Raw genomic sequence first — 26,049 nt, 5'->3', positions numbered from 1 at the left:
GAGCGAAAGAGATTGAAGCCCCTTCGCAACTCACAGTGCGGCTAACTGTCGCTGCTGCCGCAGCTTGATAACTCTCACATGCCTGCAACCCACAGCTGACGCTGTGGGCTGTGCATCTTAGCGCCACTACCGTGGCGAGGGGAGTCCGTTCACGCAGCCCAACGTTTCTTCTCTTCGCTGATTTCACCATCCACAATCCGTAGCCGCCGAGTCGCTTGCGCCGCCGACGCTGGATCATGGGTAACCATGACAATGGTGCCGCCATTCGCAACGAACTTCGTAAAGATGCTCATCACGGCAGCTTTGCTGTCGGGATCGAGATTGCCCGTCGGTTCGTCGGCGAGGATGAGTCGCGGCGAGTTGGCGAGCGTTCGCGCAAGCGCGACGCGTTGCTGCTGGCCGGTGCTCATCTCACATGGCTTGTGGTGCAAGCGATTGGCCAAGCCGACTTGCTCGAGGAGCTGCTGGGCGCGAGCAACTTGTTCCTCGGGCTTCAGGCCGTTGAGGTACAGCGGCACTTGCACGTTCTCTTGAGCGGTGAGATACGGAATCAGATTGAACGTCTGAAACACAAAGCCGATTTTTGTTCGCCGCAGTTCGGTCCGCTCGGCAATCGGCAGGTCATAGAGGGATTGGCCGTCGAGCGATACCTGGCCGCTGTCGGGCGAGAGCATGCCGCCGAGGAGCGACAAGAGCGTTGTCTTGCCGCTGCCGCTCGGACCGACGATGGCCACGTACTCGCCGCTGCCAATGGTGAGAGCAGGCGTGCGAAAGGCAACGACTTCTTCCTTGCGGCGGTGATAACGCTTGGTTACTTCGGTGAGTTGATACATGGTTACACCTCCTGAAAGCAAAGGCAGGGATCGAGACGCGCCGCCGAACGTGCTGGCCAAAGCGCGGCGAGCAACGTAATCGCCAGCGCTGCCGTAGCGGCCAGCGCGAGCAAACCCGGCAGCGGCGTAACAGAGACGCCCGCCCAGAAGGCGCCGAGAACCATCGCGATGATGACTCCCAGCAAGCAACCACCCACCGCGCCAGTCACGCCCAGGATCAGCGCTTTCAGCAGGAAGATCCGCGAGATCAATCGCGGCGTGGCGCCCAGCGCGAGCAACGTGCCGACTTCGCGGCGGCGTTCCCGCACATTCGCGCTGATCGTGCTCGCCACACTCGCGCCGCCGATCACAATCAGCATGCCAAAGACGAACCAGCTCATCTGGCTCATCAACTTGTTCACGCCGACCTGCGTCTGCACGACTTGCGAAATGGTCACCACTTTCGCATCGGGCAGCAATTTGGCGAGCGACGGCACGAGACCGCCGGCCGCATCCTGGCAGCAGCCCATCACTTCGATGGCGTTTACGACTTCGCCGGCCTTCGTCAAGCGTTGCACGGTGTGCAAGTGCGCAAAGACTCGCGTGTCGTCGATCGTGCCGGTTCGCGGCAGCACAGCGAGGACCTCGAACTGATCGTCGAGCAGCGTGATCTTGCTGCCGACTTTCAACTTCGCAAATTCCGCGATGTCGGCACCGATGACGGCTTCGTTGCCTTGCAGCTGATCGATCGAGCGGCTGCTGGCCAAGGTCTCCGGCGCTGAGTCGTAGTTTTTCGGACCGTGATCGGCCTTCTTGCAACCTTGATGCTTGTTGCTGAACAAGCCAACCGATTTCCAAATCGCTTTTTGGGCGAATTCTTTCTGCGGCAGAATGCCGGTGAACGTCACCTCACGGCCGGCAACCTTCGTCACCGTGCACAGCCGCGGCGAGAGACGTTCGACGCCCGCCAGGTTCGCGAGCAGGATGCTCGCCACGTGCGACTCGGGCAGTGTTTTGCCGCTGAGATCGGCAGCGTAATAATCTTGCAGCGAAGCATCTTTCGGCAACACGAGCAAGTTCGCGCCGAGCGATTCCAGCTTCTTGCCGATGGCTGCTTCGGAAAAAACAGTGACGTGGCGAATCGCCACGAGCGCAGTCACGCCGAGCAGGATGGCGATCGTGCTGGTGAGCATCGCGCCAGGCCGTTCGCGCAGCTCGCGCCAGACCAACGTACGTAGGTTCATGGGAACTCCATCAGGAATTGGTTCGAGAAAAGCAGCCGTAGGACGGACCATTGGTCCGTCCACGATTGACGTCGCTCCGGGACGAACCACTGGTTCGTCCGACGGTCGCGTCATCAACTAGCGCTTCGTCGCGGCTGACGGAGCAGCAGCGCCATTCGTTCCCTGATGGTGTTTGCAGTTCGGATCGTCGCAGCACTTGCCGGCTTCGGCGAGAGCAGCCGCGATGTTGTTCTTCGGCGTGTTGGCGGGGAAGCGACCGACGAGAACTCCCGGCGGAGCGAGCAGCGACAACTGCGTGCCGGCGGCGCGGGGATCGACTTCCATTTCGGCCACAAAGCGGGCTTCGGCGGGATCGGCGGCATTCATCGTCAGCACAATCATCCGCTGGCCGAAGTGCGGATCGGCTTGAAATTCACGCAGCGACGTCGGCACGCTGTTGTTCGCCGAGCCGTTGACGGTGACGAACACGAGTTTGTTTTCCTGCAGGCCTTTCATGACCTGCATCATCGTCGGCGTGACGAACGAGCTGTCGACGTTGGCCGCTTCCAGCTTCTGACCAAAGATGCCGGTCATCGCGCCATTGGGGGCGATGGCCAAGGTCATCGGCATCGGCGCGCGAGCCACGTCGTACTTGGTGATCAAGGCTCGTTCGGCCGGATCGGCGACATGCACGAACGCGACAGTTCCCTTGCCGGGGTGCTTGGCCAAGGCCTGATGCAACTCGGTGTTCATCGCCGTGGTGGCGGCATCGTTGGCTTTGTAGAAGAGGACGAACGTGTATTTGCCCTGCTGAGCGTTGTCGGCGAGCACAGTCGATGACAAGATCTTTTCAGCGGCGCTAACTTGTCCCACGCAGGCGACGGCAGCGATCAAAAACAAAACGGCGGTACGAAGACAAACGAACATGATTTCCATCCTTGGAATTGATTATGTGTTGATGAGAACAAGCAGCGTCAACTGCCAGGTAGCCCGACGCGTAAGCGAGGGGTTTGGCAAGGGGAGCATAACTTCGCGCTCGCGCGACGAGTCAGACCGTTGCCAATTGATTCAACGGAAGGAATGAAATCGCAGGGGACTAGATCGTAAACCGACAGAGCATCGCGCAGCTTTTCAGTTGCGGCGTGTGTGGTGCGACGGTCACCAGCTTGGAATCATGCAGGAGGGGGAACTCGCGCGGCGTGATGATCGCGGCGGAGGAGAGAAGCAGTGTTTTCAAAACTCGTTCGGATCCCGACGAGCGAATCAGCCCCAGTTGTTGCTGGGCATGCTGCACGCGGCAGGGACAATTTTCGGGGCAAGGACAACCGATTGGGCTGGTGATGAGTGGCGCTGCGACCGGCGTCGACCGGGCAATCGCACAAACCACGCGCAGCTCTGGCTTGCCGTGATCGTGTTGGCAACAGCGATCGTGGCAAACCGACGCGCAACCCTCTTCGACCTGCACACGGCAATGGCAATGCACGGCAGCGCCTGGTTGAACGAGCAGTAGCACTGCTGTCAGCCAGACGAAGGCGGCGGCCAGGCGTGAATGGCGAGAGCGTCGGCGCACAGATTCACTCAGCGGAACGAAAGTCTTCCGAGACACATCCGCTAATATCGGCAAAGTTCGCCAGCGGCTTGAATGTGGCGGCCCACGGTTTGTTTGGATTAGAATTGTGGCTGGCGTCTGCCAGTGGAAATCCCACTTGGGCGAACGTTCCCGCCTTTTCGGACTCTGCCGCATGAAATCCCTCTCCTTATATATCTGCCTCTTCCTGGCCCTGCTGTCGCCGCTGGCAAGTGCTCAGGAATTCGACGCCGCTTCGCTCGAGTTTTTCGAGAAACAAGTCAGGCCGATCCTCGCGGCCCGCTGCTACGAATGTCACGACAGCAAGCAGAAGGAACCTAAGGGTGGCCTACGGGTCGATTCGCGGCAGTCACTGCTCGACGGCGGCGAGACCGGCCCGGCGATCGTCCCCGGCAAACCCAAGGAAGGTTTGTTCATTGATGCGATTAACCACGGCGACACGTATCAGATGCCGCCGAAGACCAAGTTGCCGGCGACGGAAATCGCCACACTCACCAAGTGGGTCGAGATGGGCGCACCCTGGCCGAAGGAAGCTGGCCCAGCCGCGTTGACGAAGGCCTTTGATCTGGCGCGGCGGAAGTCGGAACATTGGTGCTGGCAGCCGCTGAAGCAATCTGAGTTGCCGGCGGTGAAAAACGAGAGCTGGATTAAACAACCGCTCGATCGGTTTATTTTGGCGAAGCTCGAAAGCGCGGGCCTCTCCCCTGCCCTGCCGGCTGACAAGCGGTCGCTCGTTCGCCGCGTCTATTTCGATCTGGTGGGTCTGCCACCGACGCCGGCCGAAGTGGATGCGTTTTTGAAAGATGAATCGCCGCAGGCCTTGGAAAAGGTCGTCGATCGATTGCTCGAGTCGCCCCACTTCGGCGAGCGCTGGGGTCGGCATTGGCTCGATCTGATGCGTTATGCCGAATCGCGCGGCCATGAGTTTGACTACACGATTCCCGGAGCCTGGCAGTATCGCGATTATGTGATTCGCGCGATCAATGCCGATGTGCCGTACGACAAATTCATGACCGAGCACGTCGCCGGCGACTTGCTGCCGCAGCCACGCTTGAATCCCGACAAAAAATTCAACGAGTCGATCCTCGGCACGGGCTTTTGGTTTCTCGGCGAATGGATTCACTCGCCCGTCGACATTCGCAAAGACGAAACCGACCGCTTCGACAACATGGTCGATGTCTTCAGCAAGAGCTTCCTCGGGCTGACAGTGACGTGCGCTCGCTGCCACGACCACAAATTCGATGCGATCTCGCAAAAGGATTACTACGCTCTCTTCGGCTATCTGCAAAGCAGCGGCCATCGCCTGGTGCGGTTCGAAACGCAACTGGAAGAGGCTCGCATCGCCCGCGAACTCGCCGATCTCGACAGTGTGTATCGCGTGAAGATCGGCGACGCGCTCGGTGACGAAGCATCGGCGGGCGCAAAAGAGACAGCCCGCTACTTACTCGCGGCCCGGGAGGTGATTCAGGGCAAACCGCTGGCCGAGGTCGCTGAGGGGAGCAAGCTGGGACAAGCAAGGCTGGTCGCGTGGTTAAAAATCATCGCCGAGGCGAAGAAGAATCCCACTGATCCACTTCACTTGTGGGCGATTGTCTGTGACTCGAAATCAGTCGAGCCGCAGCAGTTGGCCGCGATCATTGCTTCGCTCACGCCCCAGCCGACGACTTACGACGGCGAGTGGATTGCCAACTACGCCGATCTGCCGCGAAGCGAATGGCTGCCGGACGGCGTGAGTTTTGGCCTGTTCCCTGCCCTGCCGGGTCAGTTGCGGTTTGTGAACGAAGGCGGCAATGTCAGTCTCGAAGTGCCTCTCTATGCTGCTGCGCGCCGCGATCCAACCTGGAACGGCCTGGCCATTGAAGGGGAAAACGAAGCAGGCCGACTAGGCTTTCCACGGGCGGGTCGTTCGATTCGGACGAAGACATTCACGATCAAGGACGGCCGCGTTCACTACCTAGTGAAAGGCGTCGGCCAGGTTTACGCTGCCGTCGATTCGCACACCATGATCAACGGCCCGCTGCACGGCGGCCTCGTTCGCGAAACGGGTGGCGATAGCAACACGCCGCCGCGCTGGATCACGCACGACCTGAAGCCGTACGTCGGCCATGGCGTCCATTTGGAATTCACGCCGAAGGCCGATGCCGACCTGCAGATCCTCGCGGTCGCGCAAGGAGACAAGCCCCCTCCCCTGCCCTACCCTCTCGATAAATCGGCCGAGCTCGTGCGGCAGTTAGGCGACGCTCCGCCGAAGACGCTACAGGAATTGGCCGATCATTATCAACGGCGCGTCCGCGAAGGCGTGCTCGCGCTGCAAACGTCAGCGGCCGACCCCAAGGATCGCGTGCTCGTCGCCCAGTTTGCGAATCTGCTTGTCAATCAACGAGCGCTGTTTGTAAACGGCGAAACTCCCCCGCCGACGACCGCGCTCCTCAGCGAATATCAAGTCGCCCGCCAACGACGCCTCGAAAAGATGCCGACGAAATCCCAACTCGCCCAAGCCATGTGGGAAGGAACCGGCGTGGACGAGCACTTGCTCATTCGCGGCAACAGCAGCTTGAAGACCACCGGCGCTGTCGTGCCGCGGCGATTGCTCGAGGCGATTGAAGTCGATCTCGCGCCGCCCGTGACTGTTCCCACCAGCACTGCCGCCCCTGCCCCGCCAGCTGTCGCTCCCACGCCGATCGTCGGCAGCGGCCGTTTGCAACTCGCCGAGAAGTTGACGAATCCCAAGAACCCGTTTCCTTCGCGAGTCATGGTCAACCGCCTCTGGCATCATCTGCTCGGCCGCGGTTTGGCCCCGAGCGTTGATAACTTCGGCGTGCTCGGCGCGCAGCCGACGCATCCCGAGTTGCTCGATCATCTGGCCCTTGAATTCATCGCCGACGGCTGGTCCGTCAAGCGGGCGATTCGCCGGATCATGCTCAGCAACACTTATCAAATGGCGAGCAGCGGCAAAATGAACGACCGCGATCCGCTTAACGAATTGTTTCACCAGGCGCCGATCCGCCGTCTCGAAGGAGAAGTCATTCGCGACTCGCTCCTCAGTCTCTCAGGCCGATTGAACGCCAAGCAGTTCGGCCCGAGCGTCGCCGTGCATCTCACTCCCTTCATGCAAGGCCGCGGCAAACCCGGCAGCGGCCCGGAAGATGGCGACGGCCGGCGGAGCATTTACCTCGGCATCCGCCGTAACTTCCTCTCTCCGATGATGCTCGCGTTCGACACGCCGATCCCGGCCAGCACAGTCGGCCGGCGCAATGTCAGCAACGTGCCGGCCCAAGCGCTGATTCTCATGAACGACAAATTCGTCGTCGATCAAGCCAGACTCTGGGCGCGGCGAAATCTCGGTTCGCCCAAGAGCACCGCCGATAAAATCGCCGGGCTTTACGAGCAAGCCTTCGGCCGGCCGGCGACTGCAGAAGAGATTCTTGCGGCAAGCGATTTCCTTGTTTCCCAAGGCAAAGAGTATGGAATTGCCGAAGACAAAGTCGCCAGCAACGAGCAAGTCTGGACCGATCTATGTCACGTGCTGATTAACAGCAAAGAGTTTGTGTTTTTGAGATAGGCGTTTGCGTCACTTTGGAATTTGCGATTTCCGCCGAAGAGCAGCTGAGACAACTCCTCGATTGATGACGCTGCGGCGTTTCCTAAACTTCGCCATCGCGCGGATCATGCCACTGATCAAAGCCCGCCCACAGCGCGCGGGCGTGGCGATGCAGCAGCATCGGCAGAATGATGGCGACCGCCACGGCGATCACCATTTGCTCGATCGTTGAGCGCCAGTTGGTGAACATCATCACCAGGTATAGAACCGTAGTGACGACCGCCGTGATGCCATAGTTGATGTAGATCGAGCCAAGGAAAAAGCCTGGCTCGCGTTCGAACTTCACGCCGCAGTTGGGGCAGTTCTGGTTCATCGAGAACCAGCCCTTGAAGAGCGAACCCTGACCGCAGAGCGGGCATTTGAGGCGAAGGGCGCGGCCGACCAGTTTCCAGTAGCGGGACATTCGAGGGAGGGTGGTGAGAGGTGCGAGTAAAATGCGATTATAGTTGTTTTCGCTCGCCATTTGTGCGGCGATTGTGAACGGCCCTCGCTCCCACTACGATTGAAGCATGTTGCGAAACCTCGGCAAATCGATGCAAGTGTTGGCTCTGATGCTCCTCCCCGCGTCAATGCTGATGCAAATCACGTCGGCGATGCGGGCCAATAGCCTGAGCGTCATGCTGCTCATGATGCTCTTCGGCATCGCTCTCTTCGGCGTGGGTCGCGTGGTGGAAGGCTATGGCAGTCCGCGGGTGGGATGAACCATGCGCGCTCGCTTACTTCTGTTCGCCGTTGGCATCTTGGTTTGCACCGGCGAAATGGCTCGCGGCCAGATTTTTCCCGGCCCTACCGATCTTGCTACGGCGGAACTGCAACTCATCGATGCGGCCGGCAGCGCTCATCTGGAAAATGCCCGGCAACTCCTCGCTCAGAAACAATACGACGAAGCCGTCGAAGCCATTCGCCGTGTGCTCGAGAATGACGGTGGGCGGCTTATCAAAGTGCAGCGCGATCCTCGTGCTGGACAACCAGCGAATCAACCCATCTGGCATGTACCAGTGCGCGAGTATTGCCATTGGCGATTGGCGGCGCTTGCCAGCGAAGCGCCGGAAGCGCTCGCTGCGTATCGGCGACTGGTCGATCCTCTTGCCGAGCGCTGGCTGAACGACGGCCGGCAGCAGCATCAGCCGGCGCTCCTTCGCCGCGTGATCGACGAAGCCTGGGCCAGTCGCTGGGGAGACGACGCCGCTTTCTCACTCGGCGACGAAGCTCTGTCGCGTGGCGATCTGACCGCGGCCCGCTATTGGTGGGAGCGCACGGGTCTCGGCTTTCGCACGCCTGTCAAAGGCGAGATGAGTCCTTATTATCCCGACAGCGATCTGCCCTCTGCCGACGTTCAAGCACGGCTGGTTCTGGTTTCGATCTTAAACAGCGAAACGGAACGAGCCGAAGCAGAACTGAAACGGTTTCGCGCGGTACACACCGACGACGAGGGAGTCATCGGCGGTCGGCGCGGTAAGTATGCCGAACTCCTCACAGCCTTCGCCGAACAAGCCAAGGCCTGGCCGGCGCGGCCCTCCCCTCCCCTGCCCTTCACTTGGGGCGGTACGGCCGAGCGCAACGGCATCTTCAGTGCGCAGCCCGCGCCCGATCCGGCCGGCAAGCCACTCTGGACCACTCCCCTGCCCCGCCTCACTTCCGATCGCGACGTGATCGGCGCGGGCCGGTTGCGCGTCGCCGACGATATGAAGTCGCTGGCCGCCTATTTTCCGCTCGTGTGGAAAAACGATGTCCTCGTCCGCGTCGACAGTCGTGGCGATTCTTATCTCGCGGCCTTCGATCTGACGACAGGCGCGCTGCGTTGGCGCGTCGGCAATCCGCGTGGCGCATCGCGGATGACCGATCCGCCGATGGACGACGGCACGCTAGGCGAAATCAACGACGTTCACTCCGATATGTCCCGCCACGTCGGTGTCGCCCGGTACACGCTCACGGTGAGCGGCGACAAGGCCTTTACGCGGATGGGTTCGCCCGTCACGTTGCCGCGTTCCCGGCGGGTCGAGCGGTTGCTGGCGAAAGATCAAGGCTGGCTTCTCGGTGTCGATCTGGCCGCCGAAGGGAAACCCCTCAGCGGTTTTCCCATTCGGCCTGAATCTGCCGAGTGGTCGTTCGAAGGCGCGCCGCTGATTCACGACGGCGCGCTCTATGTCGCCATGCGTCACGCCGAAGGCTCGCGCTCGCAGATTTATGTTGCCTGTTACGAATTATCCACGACCTTCGCGCCGCTGAATGACGACGATGACGATGCCCGGCCGACTGGCAGGCTGCGGTTTCGCACGCGCATCGCTTCGGCAGCTGCCGTTGGCGGCGGCAATCTCGACGAAATCAGCGGCTTGCTGCTGACGAGCGCACACGGCCACATCTATTGCAACACCAACGCCGGCGCCATCGGCTGTGTCGAAGCGGCATCGGGCAAAGTGAGGTGGGTCGTCACTTATCCGCGCTCTCTCTTCCGCAGCGATGACAGTGGCGACAGCGTTTTCTTTCGCGATCTCAATCCGTGTCTCGCCGCCGGCGATCAGATCATCGTCGCGCCGCAGGACTGCGACCGAATCATTTCGCTCGATGCTCTGAGCGGCCAAATCCGCTGGCAAACGGCAGCCGGAGTAGCCGCCGATGCTACGACCTTGCTCGGCGTGCGCGACAATACACTGATCGCGGCCGGCGATCGCGTTTATTGGATCGATGCCCGTAGCGGTGCCCTTCTCACGCAATACACGGCCGGCCGGCCCGATGCTTCGTCCGCGGCCACTTCGCCGCGCGGATTAGGCCAAGGAGTGATCGTCGGCGATCAGGTCTGGTGGCCGACGCGGGAGAACATTCTCATCTTCGGCACTCAGCCCGCGCGCCGCGGCAATGAAATCGCTCCGCCGCTGCTCAAGGAAATTCCGCTCGTACCGCGCGGCCTGACTGGTGGAAATCTGCTCGTCGCGGGAGACAAATTGTTGATCACAACAGGCGTGAAGCTCGCCGTGTTTGGGCCGCAACCTCCGGTTTCGCCGCCGCCCCTTCCCGAGCTTCGCTGACGAACCGCCACATCTGCGGCACTTCCCCTCGCCTCACAACCCTTTGTGAGCTACATTACCCCTAGGCGGTTAGGAATCTTCGTGGCAGGCGGCAATAGGTAAGCAGCGAGTTCGCGTGCGGTACGAATACATTACTTCGCAGCAACACCTGCGCGATTTCTGCCAGGTGATTGCCGATGCAGAGATCATCGCTTTCGATACGGAGTTCGTCTCCGAAGATACGTATCTACCCGAATTGTGCCTGGTGCAAGTCGCCGCCGATGGCCATCTGGGGATCATCGATCCGCTGGAATTCAGCGATCTGAGCCCGTTTTGGGAGCTCCTCACGCGGCCCGGCAAAGAAACGCTCGTCCATGCAGGACGGGAAGAGTTTCGCTTTTGCCTGCGAGCCCTGGGACGACGCCCCACGAACTGGTTCGACGTGCAACTCGCGGCTGGCATGATGGGGCTGGAATATCCGGCTTCGTACGGCACGCTGGTGCAAAAACTGCTCGGCAAAAGCCTGTCGAAAGACGAAACCCGCACCGATTGGCGACGCCGCCCGCTGTCGCCGCGTCAAATCGAATATGGTTTGCAGGATGTCGTCGATCTGCAGTCGATTCGCAGCGTGCTCCACTCGCGGCTGAACGAACTGGGCCGGCTCGACTGGGTCACGACCGAACTCAACGACTGGCAAGACGACATGGAGCGGTCGGAGTCGGGCGAAAAGTGGCGACGGATCGGCGGTTTGTCCGGCATGAACCCGCGGGCCCTGGCCATTGTTCGCGAGCTTTGGACCTGGCGCGACGATGAAGGGGAACGCCGCAACATTCCAACGCGGCGCATCCTTCGCGACGACCTGCTGCTGGAACTCGCCAAGCGCCAAACGTCCGATCCCAAACGCATGCGGGCCGTTCGCGGCATGGAACGAGGCGAAGTCCTCCGACATCTGCCGAAGATCGGCGCCTGTGTCGATCGTGCGATGGCTCTGCCTGACGAGGAACTGCCGAAAACCGAACGTCGCAGCAGCCGGCCGCAGCTCAACTTGCTCGGTCAGTTTCTCAGCACCGCGCTGGGCAGCATCTGCCGTTCGGCCCAAGTCGCGCCGAACCTGGCCGGCACCGCGCAAGACGTCCGCGATCTAATCGCTTATCGCCTGGAACTCGGCGGTTTCGAGCCCGGCGAAATCCCCCTGCTCGCCACTGGCTGGCGGGCCCAAGTCGTCGGCAGCGTCATCGATGACCTGCTCCGCGGCAACCTCGCCATCCGCATCGCCGACCCGCTCGATCATGAACCGCTGGTCTTTGAGAAGTGCGAACCGGCGGAGTAGCCGAGAGAGTGCGAGGGAGAGAGTGCGCGATTAAAGACGATTTCACGATTGTCCAACGCTCCCTCCCGCACTCCCACCCTCGCGCCCTCTCCAAGGGACCCTTTCCCGCCAAGCAAGCAGACAAGCGCTGTTAGTGCACTTATACTGACAGCTACGTGGGCGGCGATCAAAATCGAACTGGAACAGTTGAGCGAGCATGAAACTTCGAGTCGGGATTGTCGGGCTGGGTGACGCGTGGGAAAGCCGGCATCGGCATGCCCTGCGGGCTCTCTCCGATCGCTTCGAAATCCGTGCCATCTGCTGCGAAGTGGCCCATCTCGCCGAGCAGGCCGCGAAGGACTTTCGCGCCGAGGAAATGGACGGCTTTCGGGCTCTGTGCGCTCGCAGCGACATCGATGTGGTGATGATTCTGTCGCCGGCCTGGTATGGCACGCTGCCGATTCTCGCGGCTTGCGATCATGGCAAAAGCGTCTACTGCGGCGCGGCCCTCGATATCGATTCGCCCGAAGAAGCGTCGATGCTCAAGAAGCGGGTCGAAGAAGCCGGCATCGCCTTCATGGCCGAGTTTCCGCGGCGGCTGGCACCGGCCACGCTGCGACTCAAAGAACTCATCGCCACGCGGCTCGGCAAACCGAGACTCATCTTCTGTCATCGTCGGTCGTCGGTCGAACCCGCCGGCGCCAATCGCAAGCCGATGCGGCATTGCCCAACGATGGGGCGCGAGATGATCGAACAAGTCGACTGGTGCCGTTATGTCGCCGGCCTCGAGCCAACCTCGGTCGTCGGCATTCGTCACAGCCTGACCGGTCAGCCGGATGGCGATGACTATCAGATGATGAGCCTCGACTTCTCGCCGCACGGCCAAGTGGGCGCCGGGCCAGTCGCGCAAATCAGTTGTGGCCGTTACTTTCCCTCTTCCTGGCCCGAAGCCGTTTCGTTCCGCACGCCGGCCGCCTTGCAGGTGTGCTGTGAGCGAGGCATGGCGTTTATCGATTTGCCATCGAGTCTGACCTGGTTCGACGAAGCCGGCCGGCACCTGGAATCGCTCGATAGCGAACGTCCGGTTGGCGAACACCTGCTGATGCAGTTTTATCGCAGTGTGACGAGTTTGCTGCGGAAGGTGAATGATCTGGAAGACGCCTACCGCGCGCTGTCGGTCGTGATCGCTGCGCGGGAGAGTTATTATTTGGGCAAACGAATGGTGCTGCCCAATTTCGTCGAAGAAGCCAAGTAACGCGCGATGACAAGCAAGAAAAAATCCTCTCCCGCGCACAAGGTCGCCGTCTCTGCCACGGCGAAGGAAAACGTCATTTGGAACGTGCCGAACGTCATTACGATGGCGCGGCTGGTGCTGTCGATTGCGGTCTTCGCCTTGATTCCGCTGCAACAGTTTACGGCGGCCCTCGTGGTTTTTCTGATCGCTGCCGGCACCGATTGGGCCGATGGGTATTGGGCCCGCAAGTACGGTGAAGTGACCAAGCTTGGCCGCGTGCTCGATCCATTCGTCGACAAGATCATTATCTGCGGCACGTTTATCTTTCTAGCGGCGGAGCAGAACTCCGGCATCACTGCGTGGATGGCCACGGTCGTGATGGGGCGCGAGATGCTCGTCACCGCGCTGCGTAGCGTCATCGAAGGGAGCGGCGGCGATTTTTCGGCGAAGTGGGCCGGGAAGATCAAGATGGTTGTGCAATGCATCGCCGTTGTGGCGAGCCTGCTCGTGCTGCGACATTTGGCAATCTACAAAGACACGCTGCCGGTCGAAGATTGGCTGAAGTACACGCTCATCGCGTCGGCCTGGGGCGCGATTGCGATCACGATTTACTCCGGCCTCGAATACGTCATGATCGCGGCGCGAAAAATCTAAGTGCCATGTTGCAGGCCTATTCTTCGCTGCTGCTGACCCTTTTTTTCGGTGGCTTCGTCGTTTGGGGCTGGCTCATCTGGCGGCTCGTGAAGGGGGAACCCATCTTGCCGCGCGAATCGCGACGGCCGGTGCCGTGGTCGCTCGTCGACCTGTGTTTGACCTTTGTCCTCTACATCGTGGTTTCGATCGCTGCGGTCTCGATCGTGAAACCGGTTTCGGAGCAATTTGCGTCGGTCGACAACGAAGCCGTGGAAGAATTCGAACCCAATTTGCCAACTGACGAGACTGAGCGCTCGCTGCCGATGTGGAAGACGATGATCGCACTCGATACGGGTGTGAAAGCGCTTGTTGCCGGACTGATGCTGGCCTTCATCGTGCTACGTTACGGAGCCAGCCTCGCCGATTTCGGCCTATCGGTTCAACATCTGGCCAACGACGTGCGCATCGGCGTGATTACGTTCCTGGGAATGTATCTACCGATGATCGCCTTGCAGGCTGCGCTGGTGTATGGCCTGGAGTGGAAGTACGACCATCCGCTGATCGAGAGCGTGACCGAGTCGAAGGACGTGATGCTCTTTGCGCTCGCCATCATTGCCACGTCGGTGAGCGCGCCGCTGATCGAGGAATTTGCATTCCGCGGCTTGCTGCAAGGTTGGCTGGAGAAATGTTGCTCAGGCCGCTCGACGTACGCGGAACTTGTTACCGGCGAGCAAAACTTCAGCGCCCAAGAGCTGGCTGCTCAGCGACGGCCTGAAAAAGAGCCGCTCGCGGAAAATCCCAACGCACCGCCTGTACCCACGGAAGAAACGGAAGCAGCCGTCGAGCCTCGTGACCAAGTGCCGCCCACCCGCCGCGATTGGCTGGCGATTGTTGCCAGCACGATCGTCTTTTCGTTGCTGCATTATTCGCACGGCCCGGCCTGGATTCCGCTGCTGATTTTTGGCGCCGCGACTGGCTTCGTTTATCAGCGGACGCATCGGATCGTCCCCGGCATCGTCGCCCACTTCCTGCTCAACACCACCACCATGTTTGGCCTGTGGATCCAAGTGTTTGGCCCAAAATTGCCAGAGTGATTGGGGAGGTCTACAACACTTTCACCAAAGGCTGCCCTAGAGTTGCTGTGAGACTGTTGTGGACCGGCGCGCTAAGATTTCAATGGTTAGCACCGAAGTGATTCACCGAAGCTGTTGCCGGAAAATAAGTTCGGGCTTTCTCGAAGCGCCTAAGTGCTGGCCAGCCGTTGCTTTGAACGTGTTGTGAAAAAACGGCAATTCGGCCGACGTTTTCAACGTAACTGTTGACAGCTGCGGCAGTTACAGACCATTCGATTTTCGCACGAGAGTGTTGTATAAGTGCTGGCCGTTGAGCCCCAGTGGCACGAGGCGCGAACGGCGTCTGCTTCATATTTCGCCATTGTCCGATTCTCGCCAGTTTTGCTATGGTGGCCGCGTGTGCCCCGATTGCTGGGGTGACATTTTAAGACAGGGATGTCGGTCTGCCCCGCCAGGTGGACCATGATCAGGGCGTCGTCGAAATCGACGGCGAGTTTGCCATGAACGGATGGAACCGTGCAGCGGTCGCTGGGCAACGCAGTTTTCGCGCGCTAGCGATCTGTGCTTTGGCCACGCAATTTCTGGCGTTGAGCCTGATCCCGAATCACGCGCGCGCTCAAGAGATGGCAGGCGAAGCGCAATGGATCTGGACGCCGGCCCATAAGAAGGACTCGGTCCCCGAGCGGACCGATTGCCACTTCCGCAAATCCTTCACCTTGAAAGATCCTGAAGCCGCGACTCTCGCGATCGCCGCCGATGATCAGTACGAACTGTTCGTCAACGGCAAGCGGATCGGCAACGGCGAATCGACGCGCAAGCTCGATGAATACGAAATTACCAAGTCGTTGGTTCGCGGCCCCAATGTGGTCGCCGTTCGCGTGACGAATAAAACATCCGGCTCGGCTGCCCTCGTCGTTCGCTTGACGGTGAAGGAAAAGGGAGCTGGCTGGAAATCGTTTTCGACCGACGAAACCTGGAAGACGCAGCTGCGGCCGTTCCCGCTGTGGAACACCGCGCTCTATTCCGACCGCGCTTGGGAATCGGCTACTTCGTTTGGACTGCTTGGCGCGACGGCTCCTTGGGATCGTCGTGAAGAAGCGCCCGTCGCTGCCGAAGTGCATCGCAATGAGCGTTTCGACATCTCGCCGGAGTTTGAAGTTCAACAGTTGATGACTGGTGATCAGGTGGGCTCGCTGATTGCCTGCACGTTCAACGAATTCGGCAACCTGCTGGTTTCGCGCGAAGGTGGCCCGCTGCTGATGGTCTTCGACAGCAACGGCGACAAGCAGTTCGACAAGGTTCGCACCTACTGCGACAAGGTGAAAAGTTGCCAAGGCATTCTCGCTCTCAACGGCGAAGTCTTTGTGACTGGCGATGGCCCTGATGGTCCAGGCTTGTATCGCTGCGGCGATCGCGATCGCGACGGCCTGCTCGAAGACGTCAAGACGATCATGAAGTTGCCGACGGAAAATCCGGAGCACGGCGGCCACGGCATTGTGCTCGGGCCCGATGGCTTGATCTATGTGATGCTCGGCAATCACGTGCAGTTGCCGCAGGGAACCGACACGGGCAGCCCGCATCGTGACTTTTACGAAGGTGATCTCGTCGGGCCGAAGTACGAAGATCCGACGGGCCATGCCACGGGCATTAAGGCTCCGGGCGCGGTGGTGATTCGCACCGATCCGGTGGGCAGCGGCATTCAGATTGTCGCTGGCGGTTTCCGCAACCCGTACGACCTGTGCTTCAATCGCGAAGGCGAAATCTTCGTGCACGATGCCGACATGGAATCGGACGAAGGCTTGCCCTGGTATCGCCCGACGCGGCTCACGCACGTGCTGCCCGGCGGCGAATATGGCTGGCGGAGCGGTTGGTCGAAATGGCCTGAGTATTACATCGATTCGCTGCCGGCCACGCTCGATACGGGCAAGGGTTCGCCGACCGGCATCGTCGCTTACAACCACCACATGTTTCCGCTGCGATACCACGGCGCCATTTTCACGGCTGACTGGTCGCAGGGAAAAATCACCGCGCTGAAGATGAAGCACAACGGTGCTTCTTATCAAGCCACGCCGGAAATCTTTCTACAAGGCAATCCACTCAACGTTACCGACCTCGATGTCGGCCCCGACGGTGCGTTGTACTTCGTGACCGGCGGCCGCGGTACCTCGGGCGGCGTGTATTGCGTGAAGTGGCGGGGCCAGGTTCCCGAGCAAATTTCCAATGTTGGCACCGGCCTTTCGGCTGTCATTCGTCAGCCGCAAATCGGCAGTGCTTGGGCTCGGCAGAATGTCGCCGCGCTGAAGAAGCAACTCGGTCCGGAATGGAATCCCAGCATTATCGGCGTCGCGCAATCGGCGGCCAACCCTGCGAACTATCGCTTGCAGGCCCTCGATTTGATGCAACTCTATGGTCCCGAGCCGACTCCGGAATTGCTACTGCAGCTTTCGAACGAACAAAACGAAGTCGTCCGCGCCAAGGCGGCCCAACTGATGGGCCTGCATCCGAGCGAGGATGGCCATGTCCGCCTGATCGAGATGCTGGATGACAACGATCGGTTTGTACGCCGCAGTGCATGCGAAGCTCTCTCGCGCGGCGACCAAGCTCCTCCGGTCGACAAGCTGCTGAAGATGCTCGCCTCGGATGATCGCTACGAATCATGGTCGGCCCGGCGGCTGCTCGAGCGGATGCCGGTCGCGACTTGGAAAAAGAAAGTCCTCGAAGCCCCAGGGCATCGCTTGCTCGTGCAAGGCGGCCTGGCGCTGATGATCGCGCATCCCACGAAGGAGCACGCCATCGAAGTTGTCCAGCAGGTGCAGAAGCACATGCAGACCTTCGTTAGCGACGGCGACTTCATCGATCTGCTCCGTTTGTCGCAAGTCGCCATTAGCCGCGGCGAAGTGCCGAGTGACGAAATCGTCGGCTTCCGTCGTCTTCTCTCCGAGGAGTTTCCTTCTGGCGAACCGACGATGAACCGCGAACTGGTTCGGTTGCTCGTCGGCCTGCAAGACACGAGCGTCACGCCGCGGTATCTCGAATATCTGAAATCAGGCGTCACCGACGCCGACAAGTTGCACGTGGCGATGCACCTACGGTTTATCGAAACCGGTTGGACGCCGGAGCAACGCCTGGAACTGCTGAAGTTCTACGAACAAGCCAATGCGAAGAAGGGTGGCGGCAGCTATGCCCGCTACATCATCAACGCGACGCGTGATTTTGCGAAGACGATGACCGAATCCGAAGCCCGCGTGGTTCTCGCGCAAGGTTCGGACATGCCGAACTCGGCGCTCGGTGCGCTTTATACGTTGCCAGAGCAACTCGACGAAACCACGTTGCAATCGCTGATCGAGCTCGATACCAAGCTCGCCGATCGTCAGGGTGATGCCTTCCAACGCTTGAAGGTCGGCATCGTGGCCGTGATGTCGCGCAGTGCGGACGACGCTTCGTACGCCTATCTCCGCAAAGTTTGGGAGCGCGATCCCGATCGCCGCCAGGCCATTGCGGTTGGTCTGTCGCAAAAGCCTGAGGGCGACAACTGGCCGTACCTCGTCCGCAGCTTGCCGACGCTTGAAGTGAACGCCGCTCGCGAAGTTCTCGGCAAACTGGCAACGGTCGCGCAAGCTCCCGAAGAGGTCGATCCCTATCGCCACGTCATTCTGCTCGGCCTGAAGATGCGGGAAAAAGGTTCCGACCCTGCCATCGAACTGCTGGAGTTCTGGACGGGCGAAGAACTGGGCAAGGATGAAGAAACGCCGGTGAAACTGGCGGCCTGGCAGAAGTGGTTCACCGAAAAATATCCCGATCAGCCCGAAGCGGTCATCCCCGCGCAGCCCGATGCGAAGTACACCTTCGATGCTCTCTACACCTATCTGAATGGTGATGAAGCCGAGAAAGCCGTCGCCACTCGTGGCGCCGATATTTTCGTCAAAGCTCAGTGTGCCAAGTGCCACCGCTTTGGCGACAAAGGCGAGTCGATGGGGCCGGATCTGACGACGCTGTCGAGCCGCTTCACGAAGCGGGAGATTCTAGAGTCGATCTATTACCCATCGCTTCACATCTCGTCGCAGTATCAGGCGAAGACAATCCTTACGACCGACGGCAAGACCTTCAGCGGCATTGTCGCTCCAGGTGCTGGTGGCGAAACGGTTGTCCTCACCAACACGGGTGCTCGGATCACGTTCCCGGCAGCGACGGTAGAAGAGATCAAGCCAAGCAAAGTTTCGGCCATGCCGAGTGGCTTGCTCGAAACGCTCACGCCGGAAGAGATCGCCGACCTGATGGCGTATCTGCAGCGGCACAACAAAACGGGCATCGCCCGCCGGCCGCTGGAAAAGCTTGATCGTTAGTCAAAAAAAACTAGTCAAAAAAAAGGACGGAGCACTGCTCCGTCCCGGAACTAGCGACCTCGGAATGTATTTACTGCTTCGACGCCGATTGGTCGAGCAGTGAACCGCGGTAGACCTGTCCGCCGAGTGATGTGGTCAGCCCGTCAACGATTTCCGTCACTTGCCCGGCCATCGGCTTCGGCACAGCCCGTACGAGCATATCTTTCAATAGACCCAAAGCGGCCCCCACGGCCAGCGATTGGACTTGGGTTGCAGCCGGCTGAAGCCATTCAGGAACGCTTGGGCCACGGTGAGTGGTGGTGCGAATCTCGCGTGCTGGTTCGCGGCTCACATTGCGTTGCACTGGCTCAGGTGTGAAGGCTTCCTGCGGTGTGTAGCCACTCTGCGGCATTCGCCCCTGCGAGGCAGCCAAGTGCCGGAACTTCTCATCAGCCCGAGCATTTTCACTCGGCCGCATCAGCATGTAGCCACCAATGAAACCAACAGCAGTGGCTCCCGCGACCATGGCCCACGGGTGTTGCTCGACATGATGCGAAATGCTTAACGCCTCGCCGACTGCACTCATGGTGTCGCGAACGGATGTCTTCACCGTATCGACCGAGTCTTGAACTGTGCTCTTCACCGTGTTCACGGTATCTTCGAAGGCAGCTTTCACGTTTTCGACGGTGTCGCCGACCTGTTGCACAGTTCCTTGCACGGTTTGCACAGTTCCCTGCACGGTGTCGGTGACTTTTTGTTCGAGCAGTTCGAGCTTCTCGGTAAGGGCACTACGAGTTTCATCCATTTGGCTGCGGATGAGCGACATTTCGCTGGCGCTTATTTCGGATGACTGATCCATTGCAGATTCTCCTTCAGAGCTTGCGCCGATTCATCGGGCAGGGGGTTGAACGCGTTGAATTGAATGACGGCGGCGTAGAAAGCTCCGCCACCCGCCGCAGCCAGCAAGCCGCCGACGATGCCGAAGCAGGCCCACAGCGGCAAAGCGAACGCCGCCTGCAAGCCATACACAGCCATGAAGCAGAGAAGCGTGACGCCCACCGAGGCCAAGGCGAGGCCGCACACGAGTGCGACCAGAGCTTGCTTGGTGCGGCGAACGTCTTCCTTCATTTCGGTGCGGAGCATCGCCAACTGCTGCCGCAATAGTTCCTGGGCATCGGTGATGATGCCGCTCAGGAGTTGCGTCAAACTAGGCTCAGACGTTTGTGGCTGGTATATATCGGTCGCCATGACGACAACTCCGCTGCAGATAGGGAACACGTGGCAGGAAGCTCAGCATTAGCTGCGCGACGACGGAGTGCAGGCGCGAGCCAGCAAGAAGCCGAGGCCCGCGGCGATGCAGATGGCCGGAATCGGGTTGCGGCGAATCATGTTCGTCACATCTTCGGCCATGTGGCTGAAGTCTTGTTCTTCGAGATACTTGCCGGCGTTTTCCAGGCCAGTAGCGAAGGAATCAGCGGCGTCGTGCATGCCGCTTCCTTCAGGGGCAGCCGAGCGAATGCTGTCACCAACCGACTTAAAGGAACTGCCGACCGCACAGCGAGCATCTTCGGCCCGCTTGCTGGCGTAGCAGGCGGCGTCGTTGGCCGAGTCCATCGCCGACGAGGCCAAGCTCTTGGCGTTTTCGCTCATGTACTTGCTGGCTTCGCCGGCTTTATCTTGCACAAACTTACCTGCTTCGCTGGCCTTGTCGGCGAGATAGGTGCCAGCTTGGTTGGCCGATTCCGAAATCGTGCTGGCGAGGTTGGTGTCTTTGCTGTTTTCTGACTTCGAGGGATTGGCGACGTTCGACATGATCAAATCTCCTGCTGGAATGTGAGAGGGAGGAACTCACCCCGCTATCAAACTGAAAGGGTTCGCCGCTCCGTGCTGACAACGACTGCGTTGTCGAAATGTGTATAAAGCAACCAGCGTGCCAAGAAATGGCGACCGCCGAAGGCAAAGTTGATAGCTGGCAAAACAGGCCTGTTTTTCGATACAAACCCCCGCCCCGATTCTCGACGGAGCCGTGCCCACGGCGAACTCTTTGCCAGTAGCTGAATCAGCTTGGTTGTCCGCCAACCGCGCCAACCGCTGCCGATGAATCACGGCCCTGACCTGCGGCAATCAAAATCGGGCGGCACTATACTGCGTCTTCCACAGCCGTCCGCCTCTCCCATTTTGAGTAGCTTTATGAGCGGCCGAACCATTCTCGTGCTAGTGAGTGTCATCATGCTAAGCAGCAGCGCCGCGGGGCAAAGTTCATGGCAACCGAGCCAGCGTTATCCCGATCCTGCCATCAAGATCATTGATCCGAGCTTCGCGAAGTACCGGATTAATTCCGCGAAAGTAGAGAAGCTTGCCGAAGGGCTCCGCTGGGCCGAAGGGCCGGTTTGGTTCGGCGATGGCCGCTACTTGCTGTGGAGCGACATTCCCAACAACTGCATGATGAAGTGGGACGAAGAGACCGGCGCGGTGAGCGTCTTTCGCAAACCATCGAACAACGCCAACGGCAACACCCGCGACCGCCAAGGCCGGCTGATCACCTGCGAGCATCTCGGCCGGCGCGTAACGCGCACGGAGTACGACGGCTCGCTGACAGTGATCGCGGACAGCTTTGAGGGCAAGCGGCTCAACTCCCCCAACGATGTCGTCTGCAAATCCGACGGCTCGATCTGGTTCAGCGATCCACAGTTCGGCATCCTGGGTTTCTACGAAGGAGAAGTCGCGCCGGTCGAATTGCCGACGAATCTTTATCGCTGGGATCCGACGACAAAAAAACTCAGCGTCGTCGCCGGCGACATCGCCCGTCCGAATGGCTTGGCGTTTTCGCCCGACGAATCGAAGCTCTACGTTGTCGAATCGGGCGTCACGCCGCGCGTGATTCGCGTCTATCGCGTCGACGGAGCGCAACTCACCGACGGAGCGCCCTTCATCACTGCCGAAACCGATGGTACCCCCGACGGCTTCCGAGTCGACGTCGACGGCAACCTCTGGTGCGGTTGGGGGATGGGCAAGGAAGGCCTCGACGGCGTGGCCATCTTCAATCCGCAGGGCAAACTCATCGGCCGCATCGACCTGCCGGAGCGGTGTGCCAACCTCTGCTTCGGGGGCCGCCACCGGAACCGCCTGTTCATGTGCAGCAGCACTTCGATTTATTCGCTGTATGTAAATACTCAAGGCGTAAGTGGTGGTTAATTTCGTAGGGTGGGTCGAGCGGTACTCCGCGAGGCCCACCGCGATCTTGGTGGGCCTCATGGGTACATTCGACCCACCCTACAACTGGCGAATTCAGCTACTTTTACGGTGCAGCAATGATTCGATACACCACTCTCCTGATTCTCTGCCTCCTGGCCTCCATCGCGCGCGCCGATGCTCCTTTCCCGGCGCATCGCGTCGCTGGCAACACGTATTACGTTGGCTCGCAGGAACTCGCCAGCTTTTTGATCACGACGCCTGATGGGCACATCTTGATCAACAGCAGCTTCGAGGAAACGGTGCCGTTGATTCGCGGCGCGGTCGAATCGCTGGGTTTCAAGATGAAGGATGTGAAGTACCTGCTCGCCAGCCACGCGCACTCCGATCACGTTGCCGGCCACGCCAAGATGCGCGAGCTGACCGGCGCGAAGGTCGTGGTGATGACGGGTGACGAAGACGTGATCAAGAATGGCGGCAAGGGACAGTATTTGTATGTCGACAGTCGTTGGCCGGAGTGCCCGGTCGATCGCGTGCTGAAGGACGGCGACGAGGTGACGCTCGGCGGCGTGAAGCTTACGGCCCGCCACACTCCAGGCCATACCCGCGGCTGCACCAGTTGGACCTGGCAGGAAATGGTCGACGGCAAACAGCTCGATGTCGTGGTCATCGGCAGCCCCAACGTGAACCCCGGCTTTCGCCTGGTCGGCAACAAAGAATATCCCACGATGGCCGACGACTACGCGCAGACCTTCAAAACGCTGAAGTCACTGCCATGCGATATTTTCCTCGGCGCGCATGGCAACTACTACGACATGGCCGCCAAGCACGAGAAGCTGGCGAAAAAGCCCGCCGAAAATCCGTTCATCGATCCGCAGGGTTACAAGGCCTATGTCGCACTGAAGGAAGCGGCCTATCAAAAGAAGCTCGCCGATCAGCAAGCCGGGCCGCAAGATGAAGAGGCAGCGGCCGAGCAGCTGCGCGAGGCCGGCGCCGAAGTGACGCTCGCCAAAGGTGTCGTCACCGGTGTGAACATCAAGGATCTGGCCAAATTCACCGACGCCGATTTTGAAATCCTCGGCCGGCTGGTGCATGTGAAGACGCTGTCGACCTCGGGCGAAGCGCTCAACGACAAAACGATCTCGTATCTGACCGGCCTCGTTGCCCTGGAAGATCTCTCGACCAATCTCGCCCAGTTCAGCGACGACGGTTTGTGGCAACTCACGCTGCTAAGCAATCTCAAGCAGATCAAATTCTTTCACACCTCGCTCAAGCGGAAAGATTTCACCGGCCGTGGCTTTGCTCAATTCACCGCGCTGAAAAATCTTCGCCGGTTGACCGTGGCCGGTTGTCCCTTCAACGACGAAGGGATGGCCGCGGTCGGTACGCTGACGCAGCTCGAAAACTTCCGCACCTGGCACACCTATCAAACCGAAGCCGGCAACGAGCACTTGAAATCGCTCGTCAATCTAAAGAGCCTGCACCTCGGCCAACGGCTACGGCAGTACGGCGGTGAATCGAACGCTCACAGCTTGACCGACAAAACGCTTGACATCGTCGCTGAACTGAAATCGCTCGATACGCTGACGCTCGGCGAGCAGAAGTTTTCTGCCGCGGCACTCGGCAAACTGAGCGCACTGCCAAAGCTCAAGAAGCTAGAGCTAAGCGACGTGGATGTTTCTACCGAGGAAATCGAAAAGGTCCGCAAACTTCTCAGCGGGGTCGATATCGCCTGGAGGCCGGTGACGGAAGAAAGTCGCACAAAGCTGGATCGGTTGCTAGCGCCTTAGGGTGCTTTCGCCGCGATCCGCGTTTCGCGCAGCTGACAATCACCAGCCGTGAAACAGGCCGATTGGCCGCGAAACGTAACGCCCACATCGACAAACCCCGCAGCGGTAAGTTCCGCCAAAAGTTCGCCTTCGGCGGGCACATACTGAACGGCTGCGGCCGGGCCGGGAAGTCTTAGCACCTGATCGTCCGTCGATTGATTTGCCGTGAGCAGATGCATCTGCACTTCGCCGCCTGATTTCAAAATGCGGCGGATCTCACGCCAGCGGCGCTGCCGTTCTTCCAATAATAGTCGCTCGTTGAAAGTTCCTTGCAGCGCGACTTGATCGACCGAACCATCGAGAATCGGCAGTCGTTTCGCGAAGGGTTCTCCCAAACGATGCCCCCAGATGGCGAGCGCCGGCACACTTGAACTGGTCTTCGGCGCCTCCGTCGGTATGTGGCCATCGCCACGATGTTCGAGATCTTCCTCGAGCGTATAAACTTCCCACAGGTTGCCATCGGGGTCGTGCACCCAGAACTTGGTTTGCCGCGCGTAGCAACATTCAACTCCTTCTTCCCGCCGTGTGCTTATGCCAGCGAGTTCCAATCGCCGTTGTACCTCGACGAGCGCCGCCGAGTCCGGCATGCGAAAGCCCAGATGATTCAAGTTGCCGCCGGGAGTCGCTTTGAAAGGTTCGAGCGAGAGCACAAGCGGCGGATCATTCAGCTCGAATTTTGCATAATCAGCACGGCACTTCGCTGGTTCAATACCGAAGAACGCGCGAAAAAATTCGATTGCGCGATTCAAGTCGCCAACGTTCAACGAGAGATGAAATCGAGTCGGTTGCTTGGTCTCTGAAACTGCTTCGCGAGCGCAGCTGCCAATTGGAATCACGGCGGTCATCAAGCTGTCTCCTGCGAAAGCTTCAGGTTCTCATTTTCAGCTGCGGGCAAGTGCGACCAGTCGCCGCGGGCGGCAACCGGCACGCGAATCACAAACGCTCCGGCCGCCAGCAGCGCGGCGAGCACCGCCAAGAGCCAGATAATTCCCGCATAACCACCGAAGAGCGTGCTACCGAGAATCACCACCGGCGGACCGATGGCAGAGGCGATCACGGTCATCAGCTGCACCGCACCCTGAATCTCACCGACGTACTTCGGTCCGAAGGAATGCACCCAAATCAAATAAAATAACACGACAATCGCGCCGCCGGCAAAGGCATGCACCACGGCTTGCAGGTAGGCCTGGCCGGGCGTGCGCAACAACGGCAGCGTGACCAGCGACGCGGCAAACACGGCCATCGATATTCCCAGCAACAGCGACAGCGAAACCTTCCGCGCCAGCCAGCCCGTGAAGAAATTCGATAGCAGGCCGATGCCGAGCCCGATGAGCTGGCACGTGAAAAAGACTTTCACATCGAGACCCAGCGACTTGAAAATCTCCTCCTGAAAGAGCGACACGCCGGAACTCACCAGCCCAAATAGCGAAATGCTGAGAGCAAAGATCCAGAAGCTGCCCGTCGACAACGCGGCCCAGACGGTCGCGCTGCGAAAGGGAACCGCGGCTGCATCGCCGGGTTTTCGACCAGGCGTAACAGGCCAGGCGAGCAACGCGCAAAGTGGCGAGATGATCAGCAGTGCCCAACCCAAGCCGCCCCATACCGGCCGCCAATCGGGGAGCGGTTGATCTTTTGCCGCGGGAGAAAGGCCCGCTTGCAACATGCCAAAGCCGACAACCATCAGCATGGTCATCGCGATCGCATAACCGGCCATCGGCGCCGCGGAGTCGCGCCGAAACCACTTGGCCATCAGCGTGAGACTGATGACCGAGAGCATGCTTTGCCCCAGCCCGCGCGTGAGGGTGATGTAGATCATCAGCGACGTGGTATCGTGGGCCTGGCTCATGCCGAGCGTCACCGCGCCCAGCGCGGCGATGGTCAAGAGAGCGAAATACTTCGGTGCGATGCGATCGAGCAACCATCCGCAAGGCAAGCAAAACAACCCGCCGATCAGCGTGCCCCAGCAATTGATCCAAGCGAAGCTTTCCTTGGTCACGCCGGGAATATCTTCGATCAGCCGCTGCGTGATCAGAGCCAAGCCCTGCGTGCGGCCCGGAATGGTCGCTGCCATGGCGAGCGCGGCGGCCAGCACCACCATGAACGCGGCGAGATAACCGCCGGGAGTCGACGACGGGCGCGGCTCGTCGATTTGCTGCGGAGGTTCGTAAGGGTTGAGCTTCATGATTGCAGATCTCAGATGGCAGATAGCAGATTGGGGAGGCAAGTTG

Annotated in this window: 20 protein-coding genes; 10 read left to right on the top strand and 10 right to left on the bottom strand. The window is 59.9% G+C overall.

What is annotated here, in order from left to right; translation table 11 throughout:
• Window positions 1-149: 149 nt before the first annotated feature.
• The 4 genes from M9Q49_RS03510 to M9Q49_RS03495 form a co-directional block, all read right to left on the bottom strand.
• Window positions 150-833 carry an ABC transporter ATP-binding protein gene (locus M9Q49_RS03510; RefSeq protein ID WP_254507267.1) on the bottom strand — a complete coding sequence of 228 codons (684 nt, stop codon included), beginning with the start codon at window positions 831-833 and terminating at the stop codon, window positions 150-152.
• A 2-nt stretch (window positions 834-835) separates the two neighbouring features.
• Window positions 836-2,056 carry an ABC transporter permease gene (locus M9Q49_RS03505; RefSeq protein WP_254507266.1) on the bottom strand — a complete coding sequence of 407 codons (1,221 nt, stop codon included), beginning with the start codon at window positions 2,054-2,056 and terminating at the stop codon, window positions 836-838.
• A gap of 117 nt (window positions 2,057-2,173) precedes the next feature.
• Window positions 2,174-2,962, bottom strand: a complete 789-nt coding sequence (locus tag M9Q49_RS03500; RefSeq protein WP_254507265.1) for a hypothetical protein — start codon at window positions 2,960-2,962, stop codon at window positions 2,174-2,176.
• 169 nt (window positions 2,963-3,131) lie between these two features.
• Complete coding sequence (locus tag M9Q49_RS03495) at window positions 3,132-3,605, bottom strand: hypothetical protein (protein ID WP_254507264.1); 474 nt, start codon at window positions 3,603-3,605, stop codon at window positions 3,132-3,134.
• A 172-nt stretch (window positions 3,606-3,777) separates the two neighbouring features.
• Here M9Q49_RS03495 and M9Q49_RS03490 point away from each other — a divergent pair, with 172 nt between their 5' ends.
• Window positions 3,778-7,185, top strand: coding sequence for a PSD1 and planctomycete cytochrome C domain-containing protein (locus M9Q49_RS03490; protein WP_254507263.1), 3,408 nt, complete (start codon window positions 3,778-3,780; stop codon window positions 7,183-7,185).
• 82 nt (window positions 7,186-7,267) lie between these two features.
• Here M9Q49_RS03490 and M9Q49_RS03485 read toward each other — a convergent pair whose 3' ends face one another.
• A complete protein-coding gene (locus tag M9Q49_RS03485; protein ID WP_254507262.1) occupies window positions 7,268-7,627 on the bottom strand; it encodes a DUF983 domain-containing protein in 360 nt (119 codons plus the stop codon).
• 106 nt (window positions 7,628-7,733) lie between these two features.
• Between M9Q49_RS03485 and M9Q49_RS03480 the strand changes: the two genes are divergently transcribed.
• From M9Q49_RS03480 to M9Q49_RS03450, 7 genes are all read left to right on the top strand, one after another.
• Window positions 7,734-7,925 (top strand): hypothetical protein, encoded by a 192-nt coding sequence (locus M9Q49_RS03480; RefSeq protein ID WP_254507261.1) that lies wholly within the window; start codon window positions 7,734-7,736, stop codon window positions 7,923-7,925.
• A gap of 3 nt (window positions 7,926-7,928) precedes the next feature.
• Entirely contained in the window at window positions 7,929-10,250 is a 2,322-nt protein-coding gene (locus M9Q49_RS03475) for an outer membrane protein assembly factor BamB family protein (RefSeq protein ID WP_254507260.1), read from the top strand.
• A 115-nt stretch (window positions 10,251-10,365) separates the two neighbouring features.
• Window positions 10,366-11,559 (top strand): ribonuclease D, encoded by a 1,194-nt coding sequence (locus tag M9Q49_RS35700; RefSeq protein WP_254507259.1) that lies wholly within the window; start codon window positions 10,366-10,368, stop codon window positions 11,557-11,559.
• Window positions 11,560-11,755: 196 nt separating this feature from the next.
• Complete coding sequence (locus M9Q49_RS03465; RefSeq protein WP_254507258.1) at window positions 11,756-12,793, top strand: Gfo/Idh/MocA family protein; 1,038 nt, start codon at window positions 11,756-11,758, stop codon at window positions 12,791-12,793.
• Between the two features lie 6 nt (window positions 12,794-12,799).
• Entirely contained in the window at window positions 12,800-13,426 is a 627-nt protein-coding gene (gene pgsA, locus M9Q49_RS03460; protein WP_254507257.1) for a CDP-diacylglycerol--glycerol-3-phosphate 3-phosphatidyltransferase, read from the top strand.
• 5 nt (window positions 13,427-13,431) lie between these two features.
• The gene (locus M9Q49_RS03455; protein ID WP_254507256.1) at window positions 13,432-14,499 is read left to right on the top strand and encodes a CPBP family intramembrane glutamic endopeptidase; all 1,068 of its coding nucleotides are present in this window, start codon (window positions 13,432-13,434) and stop codon (window positions 14,497-14,499) included.
• Between the two features lie 479 nt (window positions 14,500-14,978).
• Window positions 14,979-18,821 (top strand): DUF7133 domain-containing protein, encoded by a 3,843-nt coding sequence (locus M9Q49_RS03450; RefSeq protein WP_254507255.1) that lies wholly within the window; start codon window positions 14,979-14,981, stop codon window positions 18,819-18,821.
• A 70-nt stretch (window positions 18,822-18,891) separates the two neighbouring features.
• Here M9Q49_RS03450 and M9Q49_RS03445 read toward each other — a convergent pair whose 3' ends face one another.
• Genes M9Q49_RS03445 through M9Q49_RS03435 form a run of 3 tightly spaced genes read right to left on the bottom strand, consistent with a single transcriptional unit; the run spans window position 18,892 to window position 20,612 of the window.
• Window positions 18,892-19,659, bottom strand: a complete 768-nt coding sequence (locus tag M9Q49_RS03445) for a hypothetical protein (RefSeq protein WP_254507254.1) — start codon at window positions 19,657-19,659, stop codon at window positions 18,892-18,894.
• Window positions 19,638-20,048, bottom strand: coding sequence for a phage holin family protein (locus M9Q49_RS03440; RefSeq protein ID WP_254507253.1), 411 nt, complete (start codon window positions 20,046-20,048; stop codon window positions 19,638-19,640). Before M9Q49_RS03440 ends, M9Q49_RS03445 begins: the two co-directional genes overlap by 22 nt.
• 48 nt (window positions 20,049-20,096) lie before the next feature.
• A complete protein-coding gene (locus tag M9Q49_RS03435) occupies window positions 20,097-20,612 on the bottom strand; it encodes a hypothetical protein (RefSeq protein WP_254507252.1) in 516 nt (171 codons plus the stop codon).
• 378 nt (window positions 20,613-20,990) lie between these two features.
• On the opposite strand from M9Q49_RS03435, the gene M9Q49_RS03430 reads away from it, so the two are divergent.
• Together M9Q49_RS03430 and bla are read left to right on the top strand one after the other, a co-directional pair.
• Complete coding sequence (locus M9Q49_RS03430) at window positions 20,991-21,995, top strand: SMP-30/gluconolactonase/LRE family protein (protein WP_254507251.1); 1,005 nt, start codon at window positions 20,991-20,993, stop codon at window positions 21,993-21,995.
• Between the two features lie 116 nt (window positions 21,996-22,111).
• The gene (bla, locus tag M9Q49_RS03425; RefSeq protein WP_254507250.1) at window positions 22,112-23,782 is read left to right on the top strand and encodes a subclass B3 metallo-beta-lactamase; all 1,671 of its coding nucleotides are present in this window, start codon (window positions 22,112-22,114) and stop codon (window positions 23,780-23,782) included.
• On the opposite strand, the gene M9Q49_RS03420 is transcribed toward bla, so the two are convergent.
• On the bottom strand, window positions 23,779-24,666 hold the full coding sequence (locus M9Q49_RS03420) for an ArsI/CadI family heavy metal resistance metalloenzyme (protein ID WP_254507249.1): 888 nt from the start codon (window positions 24,664-24,666) through the stop codon (window positions 23,779-23,781). The two genes, bla and M9Q49_RS03420, sit on opposite strands and share 4 nt — an antisense overlap.
• Complete coding sequence (locus M9Q49_RS03415; RefSeq protein WP_254507248.1) at window positions 24,666-26,003, bottom strand: MFS transporter; 1,338 nt, start codon at window positions 26,001-26,003, stop codon at window positions 24,666-24,668. The genes M9Q49_RS03420 and M9Q49_RS03415 overlap by 1 nt, the downstream gene beginning before the upstream one ends.
• Window positions 26,004-26,049: the final 46 nt, after the last annotated feature.

The organism is Anatilimnocola floriformis (assembly GCF_024256385.1).
GTDB classification, from domain to species: Bacteria; Planctomycetota; Planctomycetia; order Pirellulales; family Pirellulaceae; genus Anatilimnocola; species Anatilimnocola floriformis.
This window is presented reverse-complemented; position numbering and strand designations above follow the sequence as displayed.

What these genes read in the sequence shown, in the direction of transcription:
- M9Q49_RS03510 (WP_254507267.1), bottom strand. Translation starts at nt 833, where the DNA reads ATGTATCAACTCACCGAAGTAACCAAGCGTTATCACCGCCGCAAGGAA.
- M9Q49_RS03505 (WP_254507266.1), bottom strand. Translation starts at nt 2,056, where the DNA reads ATGAACCTACGTACGTTGGTCTGGCGCGAGCTGCGCGAACGGCCTGGC.
- M9Q49_RS03500 (WP_254507265.1), bottom strand. Translation starts at nt 2,962, where the DNA reads ATGTTCGTTTGTCTTCGTACCGCCGTTTTGTTTTTGATCGCTGCCGTC.
- M9Q49_RS03490 (WP_254507263.1), top strand. Translation starts at nt 3,778, where the DNA reads ATGAAATCCCTCTCCTTATATATCTGCCTCTTCCTGGCCCTGCTGTCG.
- M9Q49_RS03485 (WP_254507262.1), bottom strand. Translation starts at nt 7,627, where the DNA reads ATGTCCCGCTACTGGAAACTGGTCGGCCGCGCCCTTCGCCTCAAATGC.
- M9Q49_RS03480 (WP_254507261.1), top strand. Translation starts at nt 7,734, where the DNA reads ATGTTGCGAAACCTCGGCAAATCGATGCAAGTGTTGGCTCTGATGCTC.
- M9Q49_RS03475 (WP_254507260.1), top strand. Translation starts at nt 7,929, where the DNA reads ATGCGCGCTCGCTTACTTCTGTTCGCCGTTGGCATCTTGGTTTGCACC.
- M9Q49_RS03465 (WP_254507258.1), top strand. Translation starts at nt 11,756, where the DNA reads ATGAAACTTCGAGTCGGGATTGTCGGGCTGGGTGACGCGTGGGAAAGC.
- pgsA (WP_254507257.1), top strand. Translation starts at nt 12,800, where the DNA reads ATGACAAGCAAGAAAAAATCCTCTCCCGCGCACAAGGTCGCCGTCTCT.
- M9Q49_RS03455 (WP_254507256.1), top strand. Translation starts at nt 13,432, where the DNA reads ATGTTGCAGGCCTATTCTTCGCTGCTGCTGACCCTTTTTTTCGGTGGC.
- M9Q49_RS03450 (WP_254507255.1), top strand. Translation starts at nt 14,979, where the DNA reads ATGAACGGATGGAACCGTGCAGCGGTCGCTGGGCAACGCAGTTTTCGC.
- M9Q49_RS03445 (WP_254507254.1), bottom strand. Translation starts at nt 19,659, where the DNA reads ATGGATCAGTCATCCGAAATAAGCGCCAGCGAAATGTCGCTCATCCGC.
- M9Q49_RS03440 (WP_254507253.1), bottom strand. Translation starts at nt 20,048, where the DNA reads ATGGCGACCGATATATACCAGCCACAAACGTCTGAGCCTAGTTTGACG.
- M9Q49_RS03435 (WP_254507252.1), bottom strand. Translation starts at nt 20,612, where the DNA reads ATGTCGAACGTCGCCAATCCCTCGAAGTCAGAAAACAGCAAAGACACC.
- M9Q49_RS03430 (WP_254507251.1), top strand. Translation starts at nt 20,991, where the DNA reads ATGAGCGGCCGAACCATTCTCGTGCTAGTGAGTGTCATCATGCTAAGC.
- bla (WP_254507250.1), top strand. Translation starts at nt 22,112, where the DNA reads ATGATTCGATACACCACTCTCCTGATTCTCTGCCTCCTGGCCTCCATC.
- M9Q49_RS03420 (WP_254507249.1), bottom strand. Translation starts at nt 24,666, where the DNA reads ATGACCGCCGTGATTCCAATTGGCAGCTGCGCTCGCGAAGCAGTTTCA.
- M9Q49_RS03415 (WP_254507248.1), bottom strand. Translation starts at nt 26,003, where the DNA reads ATGAAGCTCAACCCTTACGAACCTCCGCAGCAAATCGACGAGCCGCGC.